Raw genomic sequence first — 19,286 nt, 5'->3', positions numbered from 1 at the left:
GGACGAACTCACGCCCTGATCATGCTCCTGATCCTCGCTGGCCCGAGTGTACTGCCGACCACCGACACGCTCGTCCGGCGCACAAGAAAGGGGCGGAATCTCTCGATCCCGCCCCTTTCTTGTGCTGATCAGGCGACCTTTCGGCCGCGAGCGCCTAGTCCTCCACGCGGAAGATGAACTCGATCTCCACCGGGGCATCGAGCGGCAGCACCGAGACACCCACGGCCGAGCGGACGTGGATCCCCAGGTCCCCGAACACCTTGCCGAGGAACACGGACGCGCCGTTGGCGACGCCGGGCTGCCCGGTGAACGACGGATCCGATGCGACGAACGCCGTCACCTTCACGACCTGCGTGATGCGGTCGAGCGATCCGAGCACGCCGCGTGCGGCGGCGAGCGCGTTGAGCGCGCAGAGCTGCGCGAGCTCCTCGGCGCGCGCGGGGCTCACGAGGCCCTCGCCCTCGCCGACCTTGCCGGTCTCGGGCAGCTTTCCGTCAACGAACGGCAGCTGGCCGGCCGTGTAGACATAGTTTCCATCGCGCAGCGCCGGGACGTACGCGGCGACCGCCGCGGCCACCTCGGGCACCTCGAACCCGAGCTCGCTCAGGCGTTCCTCGATCACGGACGTCATTTCAGGCCTTCCTCTTCAGGTATGCGACATTGCCGCCGGCTGGACCCTCGATGATCTGCACGAGCTCCCAGCCCTGCTGACCCCAGTTGTTCAGAATCTGCGCCTCGTTATGCAGCAGCAGGGGGGTCACAAAATACTCCCAGCGAGGGGCATCAGGTGTTTCGCTCACGTCTCATCTCCTTGGAATCATGCCGAGCGGCGGGCGACAGAGTTCTCCACACCTTGGGGTGCGGTGGCGGTGTTTGCCAGCAATGTCGCTTACGCTTGATTCTATGACCCGTCAGACCTCATCGTCTTCGCGCGTGCGCTCAGTGAAGCCACGCTCCGCTGGGGGCGCCATCGGTGGCTTCTTCGGCGCGATCGCCATGAGCGCGATCGCAGGCGTGCTGCTCACCGCCGCGGTGACGCCCGTCGTGGCGCTCAGCGGCACCGCAGCCACCTCAGCAATCGACATCTTCCAGAAGCTCCCGGATCACCTGAATCCCGGTCGCCTCGCCGAGCCCTCAACGCTCTACGCGAAGCAGGGCAAGAAGGACGTCCCGATCGCCGTGTTCTACGATCAGGACCGCGAGACCGTCAAGTGGGACCAGATCTCGCAGTTCGTGAAGGACGCCGCGGTCGCCGAGGAGGACCCGCGCTTCTACACGCACGGCGGCGTCGACGTGATCGCGAGCTCCCGCGCGGTGCTGCAGAATGCGGCCGGCACGGGCTTCTCCGGCGCCTCGACCATCACGATGCAGTACGTCCGCAACGTGCTCATCCAGGAGGCCATCGCCATTCCTGACAAGGAAGAGCAGAAGAAGGCGTACGAGAATGCGATGCGACAGGACGTCGACCGCAAGCTCAAGGAGATGAAGTACGCGATCAGCGTCGAGAAGAAGTACCCGAAGGACGAGATTCTGCTCGGATACCTCAACATCGCACTCTACGGCCGCCAGATCTACGGCATCGAGTCGGCCGCGAACTACTACTACAACAAGTCGGCGAAGGATCTCAGCCTTGCTGAGTCCGCGAGCCTCGTGGCAATCGTCAATAACCCGTCGAAGTTCCAGATCGACGTCGCGGACAACATCCCGGCGAACACCGAGCGCCGCAACAAGATCCTCGATTCGATGCTGCGTCACGGCAAGATCACCGAGGCACAGCACAAGGAAGCCAAGGCCACCCCCGTCACGCCGAAGATCACACCGCGCGTGCAGGGCTGCAACGTCGCCGAGCAGAAGTACGGGCTCGGCCACTTCTGCGACTACGTGCAGCGCTACATCAAGGCCGATCCCAACTTCGGTGACACGCCCGTCGACCGCGAGTTCAACTTCGCGCGCGGCGGCTACAGCATTCACACGACGATCGACCTCGACATGCAGAAGGCCGGCAACGACGCGACGCACGCGACCGTGCCAGCGCAGATGCAGGGCATCGACGTCGGCTCCGCCTCATCGAGCGTTCAGGTCGGCACCGGCCGCGTGCTCACAATGGTGCAGAACAAGCCGTTCAACAACGCAGAAGACTTCCTGAAGAAGCATCCGGGCTACACGACCGTCAACTACAACACCGACCAGGAGTTCGGCGGTTCGAGCGGCTTCCAGATCGGATCGACGTTCAAGCCCGTCACGCTCACGGAGTGGATCAAGACCGGCCATTCCGTCCGCGACATTGTGAACGTCAACGGCCGGACGGTGCAGGAAAGCTCGATTGCTGCTTCCTGTATGCCCGACGGCGTCTACGGCTTCGGCAGCTTCACCTTCTCGAACGATAACCTCGGCGTGAAGGGCAATCAGTCCGTGCTCACGGCGATCGCGCAGTCGGTCAACGGTGGTCTCGTGTCGATGCAGCAGAAGATGGACCTCTGCGGCACATTCGATACCGCGAAGAAGCTCGGTCTCCACCGCGCCTCGCCCGCTGCGAACCCCGACCTGCCCAACTACGGCACGACCGATCTCACCATGGTGCCCTCGAACGTGTACGGCGGCATCGACGAGATTGCGCCCATCACGGTCGCCTCGGCCTACGCCGCATTCGCTGGCGACGGCAAGGTCTGCACCCCGGTGCCGATCGACAGCATCACCGATTCGGACGGCAAGAACGTACCGTTCCAGAAGAGCAAGTGCTCCGAGGCGATCTCGCCCGAGGTTGCCGCGGGTGTGGCCTATGCGCTGCAGTACACCGTGACGAATGGTCTGGCCCGTCACGCGGGCTCGGCCTTCGGCACCCCGCACCTCGCGAAGACCGGTACGACGGATGACGTCGTCGACAACTGGACCGCTGGCGCCAGCTCCAAGGTCGCCACCGCAACCTGGGTGGGCAACGCCGGCCCCGTGAAAATGCCCGACGGGACCTGGAGCCGCGTTTCGACCCAGGGCTTCGGCAACCTCATGTACGCGGACCAGACCATCTGGCCCGCCATCATGAACACCGCCGATTCCAAGTACGGCGGAGACCCCTTCCGCGAGCCCTCCGCCACCGCGATCCAGCAGACCATGGTCGGCGTCCCGGATCTCAAGGGCAAGTCCTACGACGAGGCCGCGAGGGCGCTGACCGATCTCGGATTCACTCCGACGGACGGCGGCGACGTCGACTCGACCGTGCCGAAGGGCAAGGTCGCGAGCACCGACCCCGCAGGCGGCGGACAGGCTCCGCTCGGCTCGAGCGTCGCGATCCACAAGAGCAACGGCCAGGGAACCAAGGTCCCGGACGGGCTCGTGGGTCAGACCGGAAACAAGGCGAAGAAGGCGCTCAACGACGCCGGATTCAAGTCGGTCGACTTCGCCTGCGACTCCGGAGACACGGCGTACCCCAACTCCAACCGGGTCATCTCGGTCAGCCCCGACAGCGGCGCGGACGCGAAGAAGAGCGCCAAGATCACCCTCACGCTCGCGTGCAAGAAGGACTAAGTACACCCGTGCCACGTAATTCACCGCGCCCCGCCGCGGCCGCCCTCGGGCTGGCCGCGGCGGGCGTCGCCGTCTGGTCCACCGTCATCGAGCGCCGCCTCTTCACGATCCGACGCTCGACACTCCCCCTGCTCCCCGCCGGAGCCGCGCCCGTGCGCATCCTGCAGCTCTCCGACCTGCACCTCGCACCGTGGCAGACGAACAAGATCAACTGGGTGCGCTCCCTCGCGGAGCTGCGGCCCGATCTCGTCGTCCTCACGGGTGACCTGATGGGCCATCTGCAGGCGCGCAGCTCGCTGCTGCAGGCGCTCGCTCCGATCGCGGCAAGCGCGCCCACCGTGTTCGTCAACGGCTCGAACGACTACTACGGCCCGGTCCTCAAGAACCCGTTCAAGTACCTGACGGCCCCGAGCCGCCTCGCCACCCGGGTGCAGGACATCGACAACATCGCCCTCACGGAGGGTCTCGAGGAAATCGGCTGCCTCGACCTGAACAACGCCGCCGCCGAGTTCGAGATTCGCGGCACCCGCTTCGAACTCCTCGGGCTGAACGACCCGCACATCCGCTACGACGACGCAGACGCCATGCGCGCCTCGCTCGCGGCGCTCGTCGCCCAGCGCGAGGCTTCCGACTCGTCCGTGGGTGCGGCGGAGGCCGGGGATCCCGCGTCCGAGACCGCTGCCGAGGAGCGCGCTGCGGTCCGCATCGGAGTAGTCCACGCGCCCTACCAGCACGTGCTCGGCGAGTTCCTCGACGACGGCGCGGAGCTCATCCTCGCCGGACACACGCACGGCGGCCAGGTCCGCGTGCCCGGCGTCGGCGCCCTCACCTCGAACTGCGATCTCCCCGCCGATCAGGCACGCGGCATGAGCGTCTGGTACGACGCGCACCGCGCCGCCTTCCTCAACGTGAGCGCGGGCCTCGGCAACTCGATCTACGCGCCCGTGCGCTTCGCCTGCCGCCCCGAGGCGTCACTCATCACGCTCGAGGCCGCGCGCTAACGGCGACACCCGCCGCGGGGTGTGCCGCGCCCCACCCCGCCCGTGCGGTGCGGCACACCATACGGCGCGAGCGGCGCACCTGAGCGCTCACTCCACCAGCCCGTACACCTCCGCGATCCGCACCGCCTCCTTGCGCGTGTTGACCCCGAGGCGTGCGTACAACCGGCGGACATGCGTCTTCAGCGTGTTCGCCGTGATGTGGAGATCGGCCGCGATCGCGGCGCTGCTGTTTCCGAGGGCGATGAGGCGCAGCACGCGCTCCTGCTGCCCAGTGAGCGACGGGAGCCGGCGCTCGAAGAACAGCGGCCGCGACAGGATCCGCGCCCGGCCAGCGACGCTCAAGCCCTCGGGGAGATCCTCCTCGGGGAGTTCCTCGAGCCACCTGCGGTACTCGGGGGTTTCACCGCAGAGCAGGACGATCCAGGCATTGACCTGGGCAGCGACGAGCGTTGCCTGCCTGAACAGGGACTCGCCCATTTCCCGCGCCCCGTCGCGCACGAGCGCCGATCCGCGCAGCACGAGCGAGGCCGGCAGGTAGCGGGTCGCCCGCGAGCGCGCCAGTCGCTGCTCCCCCAGCGGGCCGTCCGGTTCGGTGGCCTGCAGGATCGCGGCCGTGTCGCCGACCGCGTCGCGGAGGTAGAGCGCGAAGAGCTCCCGCTGCGTCGGGAACGTTCCGGCCCCCTCCGCCTCGGTCGGCGCCCGGAGCCCGGCGAGCTGGCGCCGCGCCGCGGCGAGATCCCCGCTGCCCGCGAGATGGAACGCGTGCGACAGCTCGGCCTGGGCGTGCAGTGACGGGCTGTGCCGCTCCCACACCCCGCTGCGCTGCAGCTCCGCATAGTTGTTCGCCGCTGCGTCACGGTCGCGCGTCGCGTAGCAGACCGACATCATGATGAGGTTGTGGAACGGGCGCAGGTAGGTTCCCCGGCTGTTGCGACCGGATCGCTCGATCAGATCGGCAAGCGTCTCCGGCGTCGTGTCCGGATCCGCGCCCGTGAGCAGGAGTTCCGAGATGTCGCGGGCCGCGCGGGCCGCACCCCCAGCCCCCAGCTCATCGATCTGGGTGCGAGCCTGGGCGAAGAAGACCTCGTGTTCGACGGTCTCACCGTAGAGCGAGAGGGTCAGCATGACGAGTCCGAGCATCTCGGCGACGAGGGCGGGATCGGCTTTCGCGCTGCGCGGATCCTGCAGGAGTTCCCTGAGACGACCGAACCCCGTGGGCACGTTCGTCGTGACGAGGCCCGTGATCGCCGCGACGAACTCCGCTTCGAAGCACTCGCACTCATCGAGATCGCTCGCCGCTGCGTCCTCGAGGAGCCGCTGGGTGACGGCAAGAGAGTGCGCGGCCTCGGGAAAGTCCATTGCTGCCAGCGCGAGTCGCTGTCCGAGTACCGCGAGTTCCAGCGCGAGTGATGGGGTGAACGCCCCGCTCGTGCCGAGCGTCGCCGCGGACGCCTCGATCGCCGTCCTCAGCTGCAAGTACACGCCCAGATCGAGCTTCGGATCGCGCTCCTCCGACGCAGACCGTTCCCGCAGCGCGCGCACCTTCCCCACGAGCTCGGGAAGCGGCTCGGCCGCCACCTGGGCGATGGTTCCTCCCCTGGACTGGAAGTCCAGCACGGAGGCGGTATCCGGCAGCTCGGGGCGGGCGGAGGCGTCCGGCGCCGCACTGACGGGCCCCGCGAGCCTGCGAATCTCGCGGTCGATCTCGTGCACGCTCTTGCGGTGCGCGTCGGCGACATCGATCGCGCCGAGGATCAGCTGGGTGGAGTGCGCCCGCGCCGCGGGCATGAGCACGGCCTCGTCCGTCCGCTTCCGATAGGCCAGGATCTCGTCAATGAGGGGGCGTTTCGCGCGATCGAAGATCCCCTCGAGCACCCCTCTGAGGCGGACACCGTCCTCGGCCCGAAGCTGCGCAGGGGTGGGGTACACGCGGAGGACGGCCAGGGATTCCGGCGGCAGAACGCCCTGATGCACCAGGACGCTCGCGTACCCGGGATAGGTCTTGACGAGGTGCCGGACAGACTCGTCGATGGCGCGCTGCCCCTGCCGCACCTGTTCGCGGCGCAGGCTCAGCAGCGGATCGATCTCGGTCATCTCGGATTCCGCGAGCCGCGCGCGGTTCTGCGCCGGAATGCTCGACCAGGCTCGCGCGAGCGCGATGAACCCGTGCTGTTCCGACCCGCTCCCGGCACCGCTCACCTGGCTGCGCGGGGGAAGCAGTTCGACGGCGCGATCCGCGCTCAGTCGGAAGAGTTCGGGCCGGGACAGCAGCGCGTAGTCCGCGACGACGATGTTCTCCCCGGCCGGAGCATCCCCGGGAAACCGCCCGCTGCGGACGATCGAGCCGTCGCGTTCCGCGAGGCCGAAGCGGAGCCCGTTCCCCTCGACGACGAAGAGCGCTCGCCCGGGTTTCCCCGGTTTCGCGCCTCTCCCGCCAACGGTCACCCCTGTGTCACCCGTTTTCGAGCTCATGTCACCCCCTAATCATCCCCCATGACGACTCTAGCGACCCCAACGGTTGGCAGTGTAGGAGCGGGGGGAGATCGCGTGGACGCCTCGAGCGATCGGGGTGTCCACGCGACCTGTCCGAGTGACGACGAGAACCGGGGAGGCGATCACGATGCCGAGTGTTCTTCGAGCCGTGCGCCCAGCTTCGCCGCTCCCCGCGACCCCCTCTCCGCGACGCGAGCGCCGAGCTCCGGTCGCGGTCACCCCGAGCCGCTGCCGGGCGACGCCGCCCGCGCAGTCATCGACGCCGGGCCTCGTTCCCCACCTATGCGAGGACCGGCCGAACCGACGCTAGCGACCGCCTTCCCCGAAATTCGGGCGGGACGCCATGATCGGTTCCCGGGAGGCCCTGTTCCCCGCACTTCCCCACGGACAGGGAACAGGGCCTTCCCCCTTCACCCATATCTGCATCCACATCTGCACCTGCATCTGCACCTGCACCTGCATCCGCGGTCGCCGCCGGATCCGCCGGGAGGCGCAGCCGCTGTGGGAGCGACCCCGCGCCACAGGGACCGAGATTCCCGGGCGATCGCGGACCCTTCGAGACGTCCGCCCTGCGGGCACCTCGGGCGCCTCGGGCGCCAGAGCTGCCCCCTCGATTCCCCAGCAGATACGACGAAGGGCCGGCGATCCGTCGATCGTCGGCCCTTCGTTTCGCGCGGCGCGGGCGCCGGTGAGCGCTGCTCTGGCTCAGCCGGCCAGCTTCTGCGCGGCGACGAGCTCCGCGATCTGCACCGCGTTGAGCGCTGCACCCTTGCGGAGGTTGTCGTTCGAGATGAACAGCGCGAGGCCGCGACCTGCCGGTGCCGACTGGTCCTCGCGGATCCGGCCGACGAAGGAGGGATCCTGGCCCGCCGCCTCGAGCGGGGTGGGCACGTCGCTGAGCTCGACACCGGGCGCCTCGGCGAGCACCTCGCGGGCGCGCTCGGCGCTGATCGGACGCGCGAATTCGGCATTGATGGAGAGCGAGTGGCCGGTGAACACGGGAACGCGCACGCAGGTGCCGGAAACCAGCAGCTCAGGGAGCTCGAGGATCTTGCGGCTCTCGTTGCGGAGCTTCTTCTCCTCGTCGGTCTCGCCTTCGCCGTCGTCGACGATCGATCCCGCGAGCGGGAGCACGTCGAACGCGATCGTCTGGGTGTAGACCTCGGGCGCGGGGAAGTCGACCGCTGATCCGTCGTGGACGAGGGCCTCGAGGTTCCCGGACTCGACCGCGGCCGTTGCCTGCCCGGCGAGCTCGCGCGCACCGACGAGGCCCGATCCGGAAACCGCCTGGAAAGTGGTCACGATCAGGCGTTCGAGACCGGCCTCGGCGTCGAGCGCCTTCATCACGGGCATCGCGGCCATGGTGGTGCAATTGGGGTTCGCGATGATCCCCTTCTGGGCCTCGTCGATGGCGTGGGGGTTGACCTCGCTGACGACGAGCGGGACCTCGGGGTCGAGGCGCCATGCGCTCGAGTTGTCGATCACGGTCGCGCCCGCGTCGGCGAACGCCGCCGCGTACTTCTTCGAGGCGGCGCCGCCAGCGGAGAAGAGGGCGATGTCGATGCCCGACTTGTCTGCGGTCTCGACGTCCTCAACGACGATCTCCTCGCCGCGGAACTCGAGCGTGGTGCCCGCGGAGCGCGCGCTCGAGAAGAAGCGGATCTTGCCGATCGGGAACTCGCGCTCCACGAGGAGGCGGCGCATCACCGCCCCGACCTGACCGGTCGCGCCAACGACGGCGATCGAGAGGCCCTGCGTTTCAGCCATGAGTCTGTTCCTGTTCGTTCGTGATCGGTACGTGCGCTTCGGCGCTCCCGATCGGGGGTACGTGTGTGGGCGGCGGGTCGCCGGGACGCTAGCGGCCGGTGCCGGCGTACACGGTCGCGTCGGTGTCGGAGTCGAGCCCGAATGCGGTGTGGAGCACTCGGACGGCCTTCTCCATGAGGTCAGCGCGCGTGACGACCGAGATCCGGATCTCGGAGGTCGAGATCATCTCGATGTTGATGCCCGCGTCGAAGAGGGCGCGGAAGAGCTGGGCGGAGACGCCGGTGCTCGTGCGCATGCCCGCGCCGACGACGGCGACCTTGGCGATCTGGTCGTCGTACTGGAGGCTCTCGAACTCGAGCGCCTCGCGCTCGGCCTCGAGGGCCTGAATGACGGTGCGGCCGTCGCCGAGGGGCACGGTGAAGGAGATGTCGGTGCGGTTCGTGTCGGCTGCGGACACGTTCTGCACGATCATGTCGATGTTCGCGTGCGTCTTCGCCACGATCTCGAAGATCTGCGCGGCCTTGCCGGGAATGTCGGGGACACCGCCGACGGTGACCTTCGCCTCGCTCTTCTCGGCTGCGATTCCGGTGATGATCGGCTCTTCCACCTGATCTCCCTTCGGGTGCCCCTTGGCGGGGTCGTAGACGATGGTGCCCTCCTCGTGCGAGAACGAGGAGCGGACGTGCAGGACGACGCCGTGGCGGCGTGCGTATTCGACGGCGCGCAGGTGCAGCACCTTCGCGCCGGAGGCGGCGAGTTCGAGCATCTCCTCCGCCGTGATCGCATCGATCTTCTGCGCCTTCGCGACGATGCGCGGATCGGTGGTGAAGACGCCGTCGACGTCGGTGTAGATTTCGCAGACGTCGGCGCCGAGGGCCGCGGCGAGGGCGACGGCGGTCGTGTCGGAGCCGCCGCGGCCGAGCGTGGTGATGTCGCGGGAACCGCGGTTGAAGCCCTGGAAGCCGGCGACGATCGCGATCGCGCCGCTGTCGAGGGCCTCGCGGACGCGGCCGGGGGTGACGTCGACGATCTTCGCGGATCCGTGCTCCGCTGTGGTAATCATGCCGGCCTGGCTGCCGGTGAAGGACAGCGCCTCGAGGCCCATGCCCTTGATCGTCATGGCGAGGAGTGCCATGGAGATGCGCTCACCCGCGGTGAGGAGCATGTCGAGCTCGCGGGGTGCGGGAATGGGCGTGCAGTCGGAGGCGAGGTCGAGGAGCTCGTCGGTGGTGTCGCCCATCGCGCTGACCGCGACGACGACCTCATTGCCCGCCCTGCGGGTCTCGACGATGCGCTTGGCGACACGCTTGATGCTTTCCGCGTCCGCGACCGACGAACCACCGAACTTCTGCACGATCAAGGCCACGCGGGATCCTCCTCAAATTGCACCGCCAAGCTCCAAGTCTAGCGGTTTCATATGCGCCCCTCCGCGGGCGACTTGTCGTGTGACGCAGAATTCTGCGGCGCCCCGATCCGGTAGGGGCGGGCCACGGCCCTATTCGACGGCGCGGCGCCCTTCGAAGGCGCGACCGAGGGTGACCTCGTCCGCGAATTCGAGGTCGCCGCCGACGGGGAGGCCGGAGGCGAGACGCGATACGGGAACCTCGATCGCGGTGAGGAGGCGCGAGAGGTACGCCGCGGTGGCCTCGCCCTCGAGATTCGGATCGGTGGCGAGGATGACCTCAGTGACCTCTCCCTCGCCGAGGCGCCGCATGAGCGCGGGGATGCTGAGGTCGTCGGGTCCGATGCCGTCGATCGGGCTGATCGCCCCGCCGAGCACGTGGTAGAGGCCCCGGAACTGTCGCGTGCGCTCGATCGCGACGACGTCCTTCGGCTCCTCGACGACGCAGATGAGCGTCTGATCCCGGCGCGGATCCCGGCAGATGGAGCAGCGCTCCTGCTCGGTGATGTTGCCGCAGACCTCGCAGAACCGGACCTTCTCGCGGACCTCGGTGAGAAGTTCGGCGAGGCGGGTGACGTCGAAGTTCTGCGTCTGCAGGATGTGGAAGGCGATGCGCTGGGCCGACTTGGGGCCGATCCCTGGCAGGCGACCGAACTCGTCGATCAGGTCTTGGACGATGCCGTCGTACACGGGGGTTTCCTCCAGATCAGCGGGGTCGCGGCCGCGATCCCGTGGTGAGTTCGAGTGTACGCGCCACTACTGACGCGGAAGGGGACGCTCCTCGACGAAGCGCGCGCCGAGCACCTCGCGCACGACGGCTTCGCCGTAGCGGGTGAACTTCGGGGCGGCCGCGCGAGGCTGAGCCGGTTCGGCCGGTTTCGCGGCGCCGGGCGCTGCGGGAGCTGGCGCCGTTTCGGCGGGAGCTGGCGCCCCCTGAGCGAGCGCTGCCGGGGCAGGGACCGTCGCGGCCGGACCCGACGGGGCGGCGGGGGCGGAGGATTCCGTGCGCCCGGGCGTCGAGTAGGGATCGCCGCCGCCGTAGGGGTCGGCCGATCCGTAGGGGTCGCCTTCGCCGTCGTCGCTCGGTTCACCGGCGTTGGGATCTCCCGCGTAGGGGTCGTCGAAGTCTCGCGCGGACCCACTCGGTGCGCCGGACGGCGTCGACTGCGGTGGCACCCGCTCCGACGCTGCAGCCGGGGCGCTCGGGGCGTCTGCCCCGTCCTGCCGCGGCTGTGCGGCGGGCGCGGCAGGCGCCTCCCCGCCGGGGATTCCGGAGGGCCCATCAGGCCCGTTCGCCTCGGACGTCGCCGACCGGGCCGGAACTCCCGGTGCGAACTCGCCGCCAACTTCGGCGCCCGATCCCGGGCCAGCCGCGGTTCCTGCGCTCGTGGGGTCGGCCGTCGGATCGGGAGCGGGTGTCCCCGGCGACCCGGCGGCCGCGGGCGCTCCGGGCGTCCCATCTGCGCGTTTCTGCCGCGGCGCCGCGTCGGCGAGTTCGGCCGCGGTCATTCGCTCGGGCGCGGGCGACTGGGGCGGGTTCGGGTCCGCCCAAGCCGGGGCGGCGAGCGCGGGCCCGAACGCGCTGAGGCGGCGTTCCGCCCGCTGCAGCGGATCTTCGGAGGCGGCTAGGTCGGGCTCCTCTGCTTCGGAGCTGCGCGAGTGCTCCCGCGGAGCGGCAGCGGCGCCGGCCCCGGGGTGCGCTCCCGCGGACGCTCCGGCCGGGAGCTGCTTGGGCTGATACTTGACGCTCATCCCAACGGTCGAGCTGATCGCCTCGCGCAGGGGGCCGGCGCCCGTCGTCTTGAACACGGCGAGGTCGGAGCCGTTCGCGAAGCCGAGGGACAGGATCTCGCCGTCGAGTGACAGCGGCACCACGTTCTTTACCGCGTTCCAGGCATCGCGATCCTGCTCGAGAATCTCTTCGAGGAGGTCGGGCCAGACCTCGAGGAGGTCGTCGAAACCGCCGACCTCGCTCTGATCGTCCGCCTCCTCGACCGGATCGGTGCTGGCCTCCGCGGGACCGCCAGCGGTGTGCGGCGACGCCGCTGGGGCCTGCGACGCCTCGGGCGCTGCAGGCGCAGCCTCCGGCGCGCCTGCCTGCGGCGCGGGGCGCTGCTCCGCGGGAGCGGACGGCTGGGGTGCCGCGGGAGCCGGAGCCGGAGCCGGCTTCTCGGTGCCGATGCTCTCGATCTGCGCGGCGCTCAGCACGTCGGAGATGGGTCGGCCGAAGCCCGCGGCGCCCTCGTTGGGGTGCCGCTCCCCCTGGGTCTCCTGCGAAGCGGCCTGGGCCGGGCGCACCGGCTCGGGCTGCTCCCCGCCCGGGGCCTCGACACGGCCCTCCGCGGCGCCCTGGCCCGGCGTGGGTCCCTGCTGCTGCGGCCCCTCCGGCGCCTCGGCCTCGGCAGTGGGCGTCGCCCGGGTCTCGGCCGCTGGCGCCCCCTGGGGCGCGTTCCCGGCCGCTGACGCGCCCTCGCCGCGCAGGAACTCGCGGATCGATGCCGCGGTCTCCGCTGCGGTCGGGGCTGGACGCTGTTGGGCCGCGCCGGGCGCGCCGGCGGGCTGCGCGGGCGCGGGCTGGGGCGGAACGCTCTGCGCGCCCTGGGGAACCTGCTGGGACCTCTGGGGGGCGTCCGCCCGGGGCGCGCCGGTCTGCGCGGCCTGCCCGTGCGGGGCAGCCTGCTGCTGCGCAGCCTGCTGCGGCAGGGTGCGTTGCGGAGCGGCGCCCTGCGGCACGGCCCCTCGCTGCGCGCCGCCTGCTGCGGGCTCGCCAGCCTGAACGAGGGCGCGCGCGATCATGAGTTCGAGCTGCATGCGCGGCGCGGTGGCGCCGGACATCGCGTCGAGGCCCGCGCTCACCACGTCGGCGAGGCGAGAGAGCTCTCCGGGCCCGAAGGAACTCGACTGCTCGAACATCCGGTCGAGCTGGTCCTGGGGGACGCCGCGGAACACCGCGGCGGCGCCGTCGACGCTCGTGGCGCCGACCACGATCAGGTCGCGTAGGCGCTCGAGGAGGTCTTCGACGAAGCGGCGAGGATCCTGGCCGGTCTGGACCACGCGGTCCGTCGCCTGGAACGCGGCTCCGGCGTCCTGCGCACCGAGCGCGGCGACGACGTCGTCGAGGAGCTCGGTGTGGGTGAAGCCGAGCAGGCCTGCGGCGCGCTCGAGGCTCACGCGATTGCCCTCGGATCCGGCGATGAGCTGGTCGAGGATGGAGAGTGTGTCGCGCACCGATCCACCGCCGGATCGCACGACGAGCGGCAGCACGCCCGGCTCGATCTCGACGCCCTCGCTGTCGCACAGCTGCTGCACGTAGTCGATGAGCGTTCCGGGCGCGATCAGGCGGAACGGATAGTGATGGGTGCGGGATCGGATCGTGCCGATCACCTTTTCCGGCTCCGTGGTCGCGAAGATGAACTTCACGTGGGGCGGCGGCTCCTCGACGATCTTGAGCAGGGCGTTGAAGCCGCCTGCGGTGACCATGTGGGCCTCGTCGATGATGAAGATCTTGAAGCGGTCTCGTGCCGGGGCGAACACCGCGCGCTCGCGCAGGTCACGCGCGTCGTCAACGCCGCCGTGGCTCGCCGCGTCGATCTCGACGACGTCGAGCGAGCCGCCGCCGTCGCGGCCGAGCTCGACGCAACTGGGGCAGACGCCGCACGGGGTGTCGGTGGGACCCTCCGCGCAGTTGAGGCAGCGCGCGAGGATGCGAGCGGAGGTGGTCTTCCCGCAGCCGCGCGGGCCGCTGAACAGGTACGCATGCCCGACACGACCCGTGCGCAGTGCGGTCATGAGTGGATCGGTCACCTGGGACTGACCGATCATCTCGGAGAAGGCTTCTGGCCGGTAACGGCGATAGAGTGCGGCAACCACGGGGTCAATGCTACCCGCGGCCACTGACACTGACGGAGTCGGTACCGCTCGCGGCGCGCGCGACGCCGAATTCGCGGGGCGAACGGCTCAGCCCCGCACGAGCTCCCACGCCTGTCGAGCGATCTCGGCTTCCTCGTCCGTCGGGATCACGAGCACCTCGACGCGGGAGTCGTCGGAGGAGATGCGGCGCGGGCCACGAGCGTCTGCTTCGTTGCGATCGGGGTCGATCCGGATCCCGAACCAGTCGAGATCGGCGCAGATCTCTGCGCGCACCGCGGCGTTGTTCTCGCCGACCCCTGCCGTGAACACGATCGCGTCGGCTCCGCCGAGCTCGAGGAGGTAGGCGCCCAGATAGGCCCTGATCCGGTGCACGTAGACCGCGATCGCGAGCTGCGCGTCGGCGTTGCCGGCCTCGGCCGCTGCGCGCACGTCTCGGAAGTCGTTCGTGCCGGCGAAGCCGAGCAGGCCGGAGCGCTTGTTGAGGAGCTCGTCGATGTCGTCGACGTCGAGCCCCCTCCGCAGCAGGTGCAGGATCGCACCGGGGTCGATGTCGCCGCTCCGCGTGCCCATGACGAGCCCGGCGAGCGGGGTGAGCCCCATCGAGGTATCGACCGATCGGCCGCCGTCGATCGCGCACGCCGAGGCCCCGTTCCCCAGGTGGAGCACGATCTGCTTGAGCGAGGCGAGCGGGCGCCCGAGGAACTCGGCGGCTCGGCGCGACACCACCTGGTGAGAGATGCCGTGGAACCCGTAGCGGCGAATCCCGTGGTCCGCGGCGATCGCCGGGTCGATCGCGTAGCGGGAGGACTCTGGCGGCATCGTCTGGTGGAACGCCGTGTCGAACACGGCGACCTGGGGCAGGCCGGGGAAGAGTCGTCGCGCCGCGACGATGGCCTGGTAGTGGCCGGGGTTGTGGAGGGGCGCGAGCTCGCCGAGCTCGTGAATGCGGTTGGCGACCCCGTCGTCGAGGAGAGTCGGCTCGATGAAGTCACCGCCGCCCTGCACGACGCGGTGGCCGAGCGCGGTGATCCCGAGCGAGTCGACCGGGTGCCCCGTCGCGGCGAACGCCTCGACCATCGCGGCGAAGCCCGCGGTGTGATCAAGGACGGGGAGCTCACGCTCGACCACGGTCTCGCCGCCGTCGCCGCTCCCGCCCGCGCCGTGCGCGTCGTTGATCAGGCTCTGATGCACGACGTGCCCGAGCGGCTCGCCGATCCGCTCGACGAGTCCCGAGGCGAGCCGCTCCCCCGTGTCCGCCTCGACGAGCTGGTACTTGATCGACGACGATCCTGCGTTGATCACGAGCACTCGAGTCATGCGGTCGCTCCCTTCGACTCCCCGGCCTGCACCGCGGTGATCGCGACCGTGTTCAGGATGTCCTGGACGGTTGCGCCGCGGGAGAGGTCGTTCACCGGCTTGTTGAGGCCCTGCAGCACGGGGCCGACGGCCACCGCACCGGCCGAGCGCTGCACCGCCTTGTACGTGTTGTTGCCGGTGTTGAGATCGGGGAAGATGAACACGGTCGCACGGCCCGCGACCTCCGAGCCGGGAAGCTTCGCCCTTCCCGTGTCTGGATCGCTCGCGGCGTCGTATTGGATCGGCCCTTCGATCAGGAGTTCCGGCGCGGCATCGCGCGCGAGCGCCGTGGCCTCCCGCACCTTGTCGACGTCCGCGCCCGAGCCGGACTCGCCCGTCGAGTACGACAGCATGGCGATCCTCGGCTCCACGCCGAACTGCGCAGCCGTTTCCGCGGAGGACACTGCGATGTCGGCGAGCTGCGGGGCCGTCGGATCGGGATTGACCGCGCAGTCGCCGTAGACGAGCACGCGATCGGCAAGGGCCATGAAGAAGACGCTCGACACGACCGAGACGCCCGGCTTCGTCTTGATGAACTCGAGGCTCGGGCGGATCGTGTGCGCCGTGGTGTTTGCCGCGCCAGACACCATGCCGTCCGCGTACCCGAGGTGCACCATCATGGTGCCGAAGTAGCTGCCGTCCCGCATGATCTCGCGCGCCCGGTCGATGGTCATTCCCTTGTGCGCGCGAAGCCGCGCGTACTCCTCGGCGAACCCCTCGAGCAGCGGCGAAGCGGCGGGATCGATGACCTCAGCGGCGTCGAGGCCGAGGCCGAGTTCGCCGCCGCGCTTGCGCACGGCCGCCTCGTCGCCCAGGAGGGTGAGGCGCGCGATGCCGCGGGCGAGCAGCGTGCTCGCCGCGCGCAGGATCCGGTCGTCGTGACCCTCGGGCAGCACGATCCGGGCGTCGGCCGCTGCGGCGCGCTCGAACAGCTCGTACGCGAACATCACCGGCGTGCGCACCCCTCCGCGGTGCAGCCGCAGCCGCTCCCGCAGCGCGGCAGCGTCGACGTGCTGAGCGAACAGGGAGAGCGCGGTGTCGAACTTCGCCGGAGACTCCTCGGTGAGGAGCCCCCGCGTCCAGGTGATCCGCTGCGCGGTGTCGAAGGTGCCGAGCGGGGTGCGGATCACGGGCAGCGTCGAGTCGATGCCGTCGAGCAGCCGCTCGACGTCGGCGGAGAGCTCGAAATTGCCGTTCAGGATCACTGCGGCGATCGTGGGGAAGGTGGGCGCCTCGTGCGCCATCGTGACCGCGAGCAGCGTCTCCCCGCGGTCGGCGGCGATCACCACGGCCGATCCCTCGAGCAGCCGGGGCAGCACGTGCTCCATCGACATGCCAGCGACCACGACGTCGAGCACCTCGCGCCCGAGGAGCGCGGAATCGCCGCGCACGAGGGTGCCGTCGACCGAGGCCATGATTCCGGAGACGGGCGGCGCAACGAGCAGGATCGCCTCGGGAACGGCCCACACCGGCAGCTCGGCGGGCAGTACCCCTGCGACCGCGGCGCGGATCTCCTCGAGCGTCTCGGGGTCCGCGCGGTTCACGAGCACCGCGATCGGCACGGCGTGCTCGGCGCGCAGCTCCGCGATGCCGAGCTCCGCGATCTGCGCGATCTCCGCCGGCGTGCGCGCCTCCTGCTGCCCGAGGTGCTCCGGAGACCCCGCCGCGCGGCCGCCGAGCACGAGCAGGACGGGGGTGTCGAGGTTGGCGGCGATTCGCGCGTTGAACGCGAGCTCGGTGGGCGCCGCGACGTCGGTGAAGTCGGATCCGACGACGACGATCGCGTCACACCTCCCCTGCAGCGCGCGATACGCCGCGACGATCCGGGTCATCGCCCCCTCCGGGTCGCTGTGCGCCTCCTCGTAGGTGGCGCCGATGCACTCGGCGTATGCGGCCTCCGCAGTGGCGCGGTCGAGCAGCAGATCGAGTACGCGGTCACGCTCGTTTCCCGATCGGATCAGGGGGCGAAACACCCCGACTCGGGGAGCGTCCGCGCGAAGCGCGTCCAGCACGCCGAGCGCCACTGCGCTCTTGCCCGTGCGACCTTCTGCTGAGGTGAGGTAGATGCTCGCTGCCACGCGTTCCAGCCTACTCGGCGGCGTGCTGCACAGCCCGTCGCGCACCGTCGAATAGATCGGTTTCCCACCCGGGTTTCGGGCCGATCGCCGCGCGTCAGCCGGTGATCCCGAGCGCGGGGGCTCCCATGCCGAACTCGTTTCGCAGCGCCGATTTCGCCGCGTACCATCCCGGCAGTCCGTGCACCCCGGGACCGGGTGCGGTCGCCGACGAGCACAGGTACAACCCCTGCACGGGCGTCCGCCAGGGGTCGCGCGCGAGCGTCGGCCGCGCGAGGATCTGCCGCAGCGAAATCGCTCCGGCGCTGATGTCGCCACCCGCGTAGTTCGCGTTGTACTCGCCGAGCTCCGCCGCGGTCGTTACCCGGAAATCCCGGATCAGATCACGGAACCCCGGGGCGAAGCGTTCGATCTGGGCGATGACTGCCCCCGAAACATCGCGATCGGAGCCCGCGGGCACATGCGTGTAACTCCACACGGCGTTCACCCCGGCGGGATTGCGACCAGGATCGAACTCCGTCGGCTGCGCGAGCAGCACGAACGGCCGCTCCGGATGGATCCCGCGCGCGACCGCGTTCTCCGCGGCGGCGACCTCGGCGCGCGTGCCCCCGAGGTGGACGGTCGGCGCCTCCGCCACGCGCGGATCGGCCCACGGAATCGGGGCGTCCAGCACAAAATCAACCTTCGCCGCGCCGTCCCCGAAGCGGAACGACTCCAGGCGGCGCGCATACCCGCGCGGCAGGGCCCCGCCCGCGATTCGCGCGAGCGCCGGCGCCGAGGTGTCGAAGAGCTTCACCCTGAAACCGTCGAGCTCTCCGATATCCCTGATCGTCCAGCCGGTCTCGAACCGCCCGCCGTGATCGATGAGGTCGGCGGCCAGCGCGTTCGTGATCGCCCGCGAGCCGCCGATGGGAACCGGCCACCCGCGCGCGTGCCCCATCGCTCCGATCACGGCGGCGACGCCGGCCGGCGCGAGTCCCGGCAGCCGGCCCACCGCGTGCGCGGCGACGCCGGCGAGGAGCGCCGGGGCGGCCTCCTCCCGGAACCGGCGGTTCCACAGCGCCCCGGAGCCCTGCTCGAGCGCCCGCGCACCCAGGGCGATCGCCCCGAGCGGGTCGGCCGGAATCCGCAGCGGCGCGCCCCCGAGCGCGGCGTCCTGAACGCCATCGAGACGCGCGAGCAGCGGCCGGTACAGGCGCGCGTAGGCCGCGCCGTCACGGCCGAGCTCCTGAGCGGTGCGATCGAGGTCGCGGTACGCGACCGCCGCCCACGGCCCCGCCGCGCCGTCGAGCGGTTGCGCGTACGAGGCGTCGGGGACCGCGAAGCGCACCCGCCGCTCGAGCTCGAACTCCCGGAAGAACTCGGTTGCGAGCGCCATCGGGTGGATCGCCGAGCACACGTCGTGGAGCACCCCGGGCGTCACCCGCTCGAGCGTGCGCGCGCCGCCGCCGATCCGGTCGGCAGCTTCGAACACCGTCACGGGAATTCCTGCTCGCGCGAGCGTCACCGCGGCGGCGAGGCCGTTCGGCCCCGATCCGACGATCGCCGCACCGTGCGCACTCTTCACACCCGCCATGCTATTGGGCGAGCCGGTGAGCGCGACGACGCGCGGCGCGGTCTTGCGCGAGGCCGGTCCCGCGATGGGAAAGTGGCCGGGAGCGGAGGCCGGAGCGGCAACCGGGGCGACGGGCATCCTCCGGAAACGAAAAGACTCCCCACGCACCCGCTAGAGCCCGAGTACCCTTGCTGCATTTCTGCCCTGGGGGAGTTCCTCGAGATAGCGCCACGTGGGGAGCCTGA

General features: G+C 70.1%; 12 protein-coding genes and 1 other RNA gene. 2 read left to right on the top strand and 11 right to left on the bottom strand.

Features of this window, described 5'->3' with window-relative positions; all coding sequences use genetic code 11:
• Nucleotides 1–154 precede the first annotated feature (154 nt).
• Both JD292_RS09685 and sp36 read right to left on the bottom strand, forming a co-directional pair.
• Nucleotides 155–631 (bottom strand): RidA family protein, encoded by a 477-nt coding sequence (locus tag JD292_RS09685; protein ID WP_200132539.1) that lies wholly within the window; start codon nucleotides 629–631, stop codon nucleotides 155–157.
• A gap of 1 nt (nucleotide 632) precedes the next feature.
• The gene (gene sp36 / locus JD292_RS09680; RefSeq protein ID WP_200132538.1) at nucleotides 633–800 is read right to left on the bottom strand and encodes a Sp36 family protein; all 168 of its coding nucleotides are present in this window, start codon (nucleotides 798–800) and stop codon (nucleotides 633–635) included.
• Between the two features lie 103 nt (nucleotides 801–903).
• Here sp36 and JD292_RS09675 point away from each other — a divergent pair, with 103 nt between their 5' ends.
• Both JD292_RS09675 and JD292_RS09670 read left to right on the top strand, forming a co-directional pair.
• Complete coding sequence (locus JD292_RS09675) at nucleotides 904–3,522, top strand: transglycosylase domain-containing protein (RefSeq protein WP_233613969.1); 2,619 nt, start codon at nucleotides 904–906, stop codon at nucleotides 3,520–3,522.
• An 8-nt stretch (nucleotides 3,523–3,530) separates the two neighbouring features.
• Nucleotides 3,531–4,523, top strand: coding sequence for a metallophosphoesterase (locus JD292_RS09670; RefSeq protein WP_200132537.1), 993 nt, complete (start codon nucleotides 3,531–3,533; stop codon nucleotides 4,521–4,523).
• A gap of 87 nt (nucleotides 4,524–4,610) precedes the next feature.
• On the opposite strand, the gene JD292_RS09665 is transcribed toward JD292_RS09670, so the two are convergent.
• The 9 genes from JD292_RS09665 to ffs form a co-directional block, all read right to left on the bottom strand.
• The gene (locus JD292_RS09665) at nucleotides 4,611–6,995 is read right to left on the bottom strand and encodes a helix-turn-helix transcriptional regulator (protein WP_200132536.1); all 2,385 of its coding nucleotides are present in this window, start codon (nucleotides 6,993–6,995) and stop codon (nucleotides 4,611–4,613) included.
• A 726-nt stretch (nucleotides 6,996–7,721) separates the two neighbouring features.
• On the bottom strand, nucleotides 7,722–8,783 hold the full coding sequence (locus JD292_RS09660; protein ID WP_200132535.1) for an aspartate-semialdehyde dehydrogenase: 1,062 nt from the start codon (nucleotides 8,781–8,783) through the stop codon (nucleotides 7,722–7,724).
• A gap of 88 nt (nucleotides 8,784–8,871) precedes the next feature.
• The gene (locus JD292_RS09655; protein WP_200132534.1) at nucleotides 8,872–10,149 is read right to left on the bottom strand and encodes an aspartate kinase; all 1,278 of its coding nucleotides are present in this window, start codon (nucleotides 10,147–10,149) and stop codon (nucleotides 8,872–8,874) included.
• A gap of 129 nt (nucleotides 10,150–10,278) precedes the next feature.
• Entirely contained in the window at nucleotides 10,279–10,875 is a 597-nt protein-coding gene (gene recR, locus JD292_RS09650; RefSeq protein ID WP_200132533.1) for a recombination mediator RecR, read from the bottom strand.
• A gap of 66 nt (nucleotides 10,876–10,941) precedes the next feature.
• Nucleotides 10,942–14,007, bottom strand: a complete 3,066-nt coding sequence (locus JD292_RS09645) for a DNA polymerase III subunit gamma and tau (protein ID WP_233614019.1) — start codon at nucleotides 14,005–14,007, stop codon at nucleotides 10,942–10,944.
• 135 nt (nucleotides 14,008–14,142) lie between these two features.
• Entirely contained in the window at nucleotides 14,143–15,372 is a 1,230-nt protein-coding gene (locus JD292_RS09640; RefSeq protein WP_200132531.1) for an acetate/propionate family kinase, read from the bottom strand.
• Entirely contained in the window at nucleotides 15,369–17,489 is a 2,121-nt protein-coding gene (gene pta, locus JD292_RS09635) for a phosphate acetyltransferase (protein WP_200132530.1), read from the bottom strand. The genes JD292_RS09640 and pta overlap by 4 nt, the downstream gene beginning before the upstream one ends.
• A 94-nt stretch (nucleotides 17,490–17,583) precedes the next feature.
• Nucleotides 17,584–19,062, bottom strand: coding sequence for a phytoene desaturase family protein (locus JD292_RS09630; protein ID WP_200132621.1), 1,479 nt, complete (start codon nucleotides 19,060–19,062; stop codon nucleotides 17,584–17,586).
• 127 nt (nucleotides 19,063–19,189) lie between these two features.
• Nucleotides 19,190–19,286: signal recognition particle sRNA small type (gene ffs / locus JD292_RS09625), an RNA gene on the bottom strand.

The organism is Leucobacter edaphi (genome assembly GCF_016522535.1).
In the GTDB taxonomy this organism is placed as follows: Bacteria; Actinomycetota; Actinomycetes; order Actinomycetales; family Microbacteriaceae; genus Leucobacter; species Leucobacter edaphi.
The sequence above is the reverse complement of the archived record's forward strand: the minus strand, read 5'-3'. Positions and strand labels throughout refer to the sequence as shown.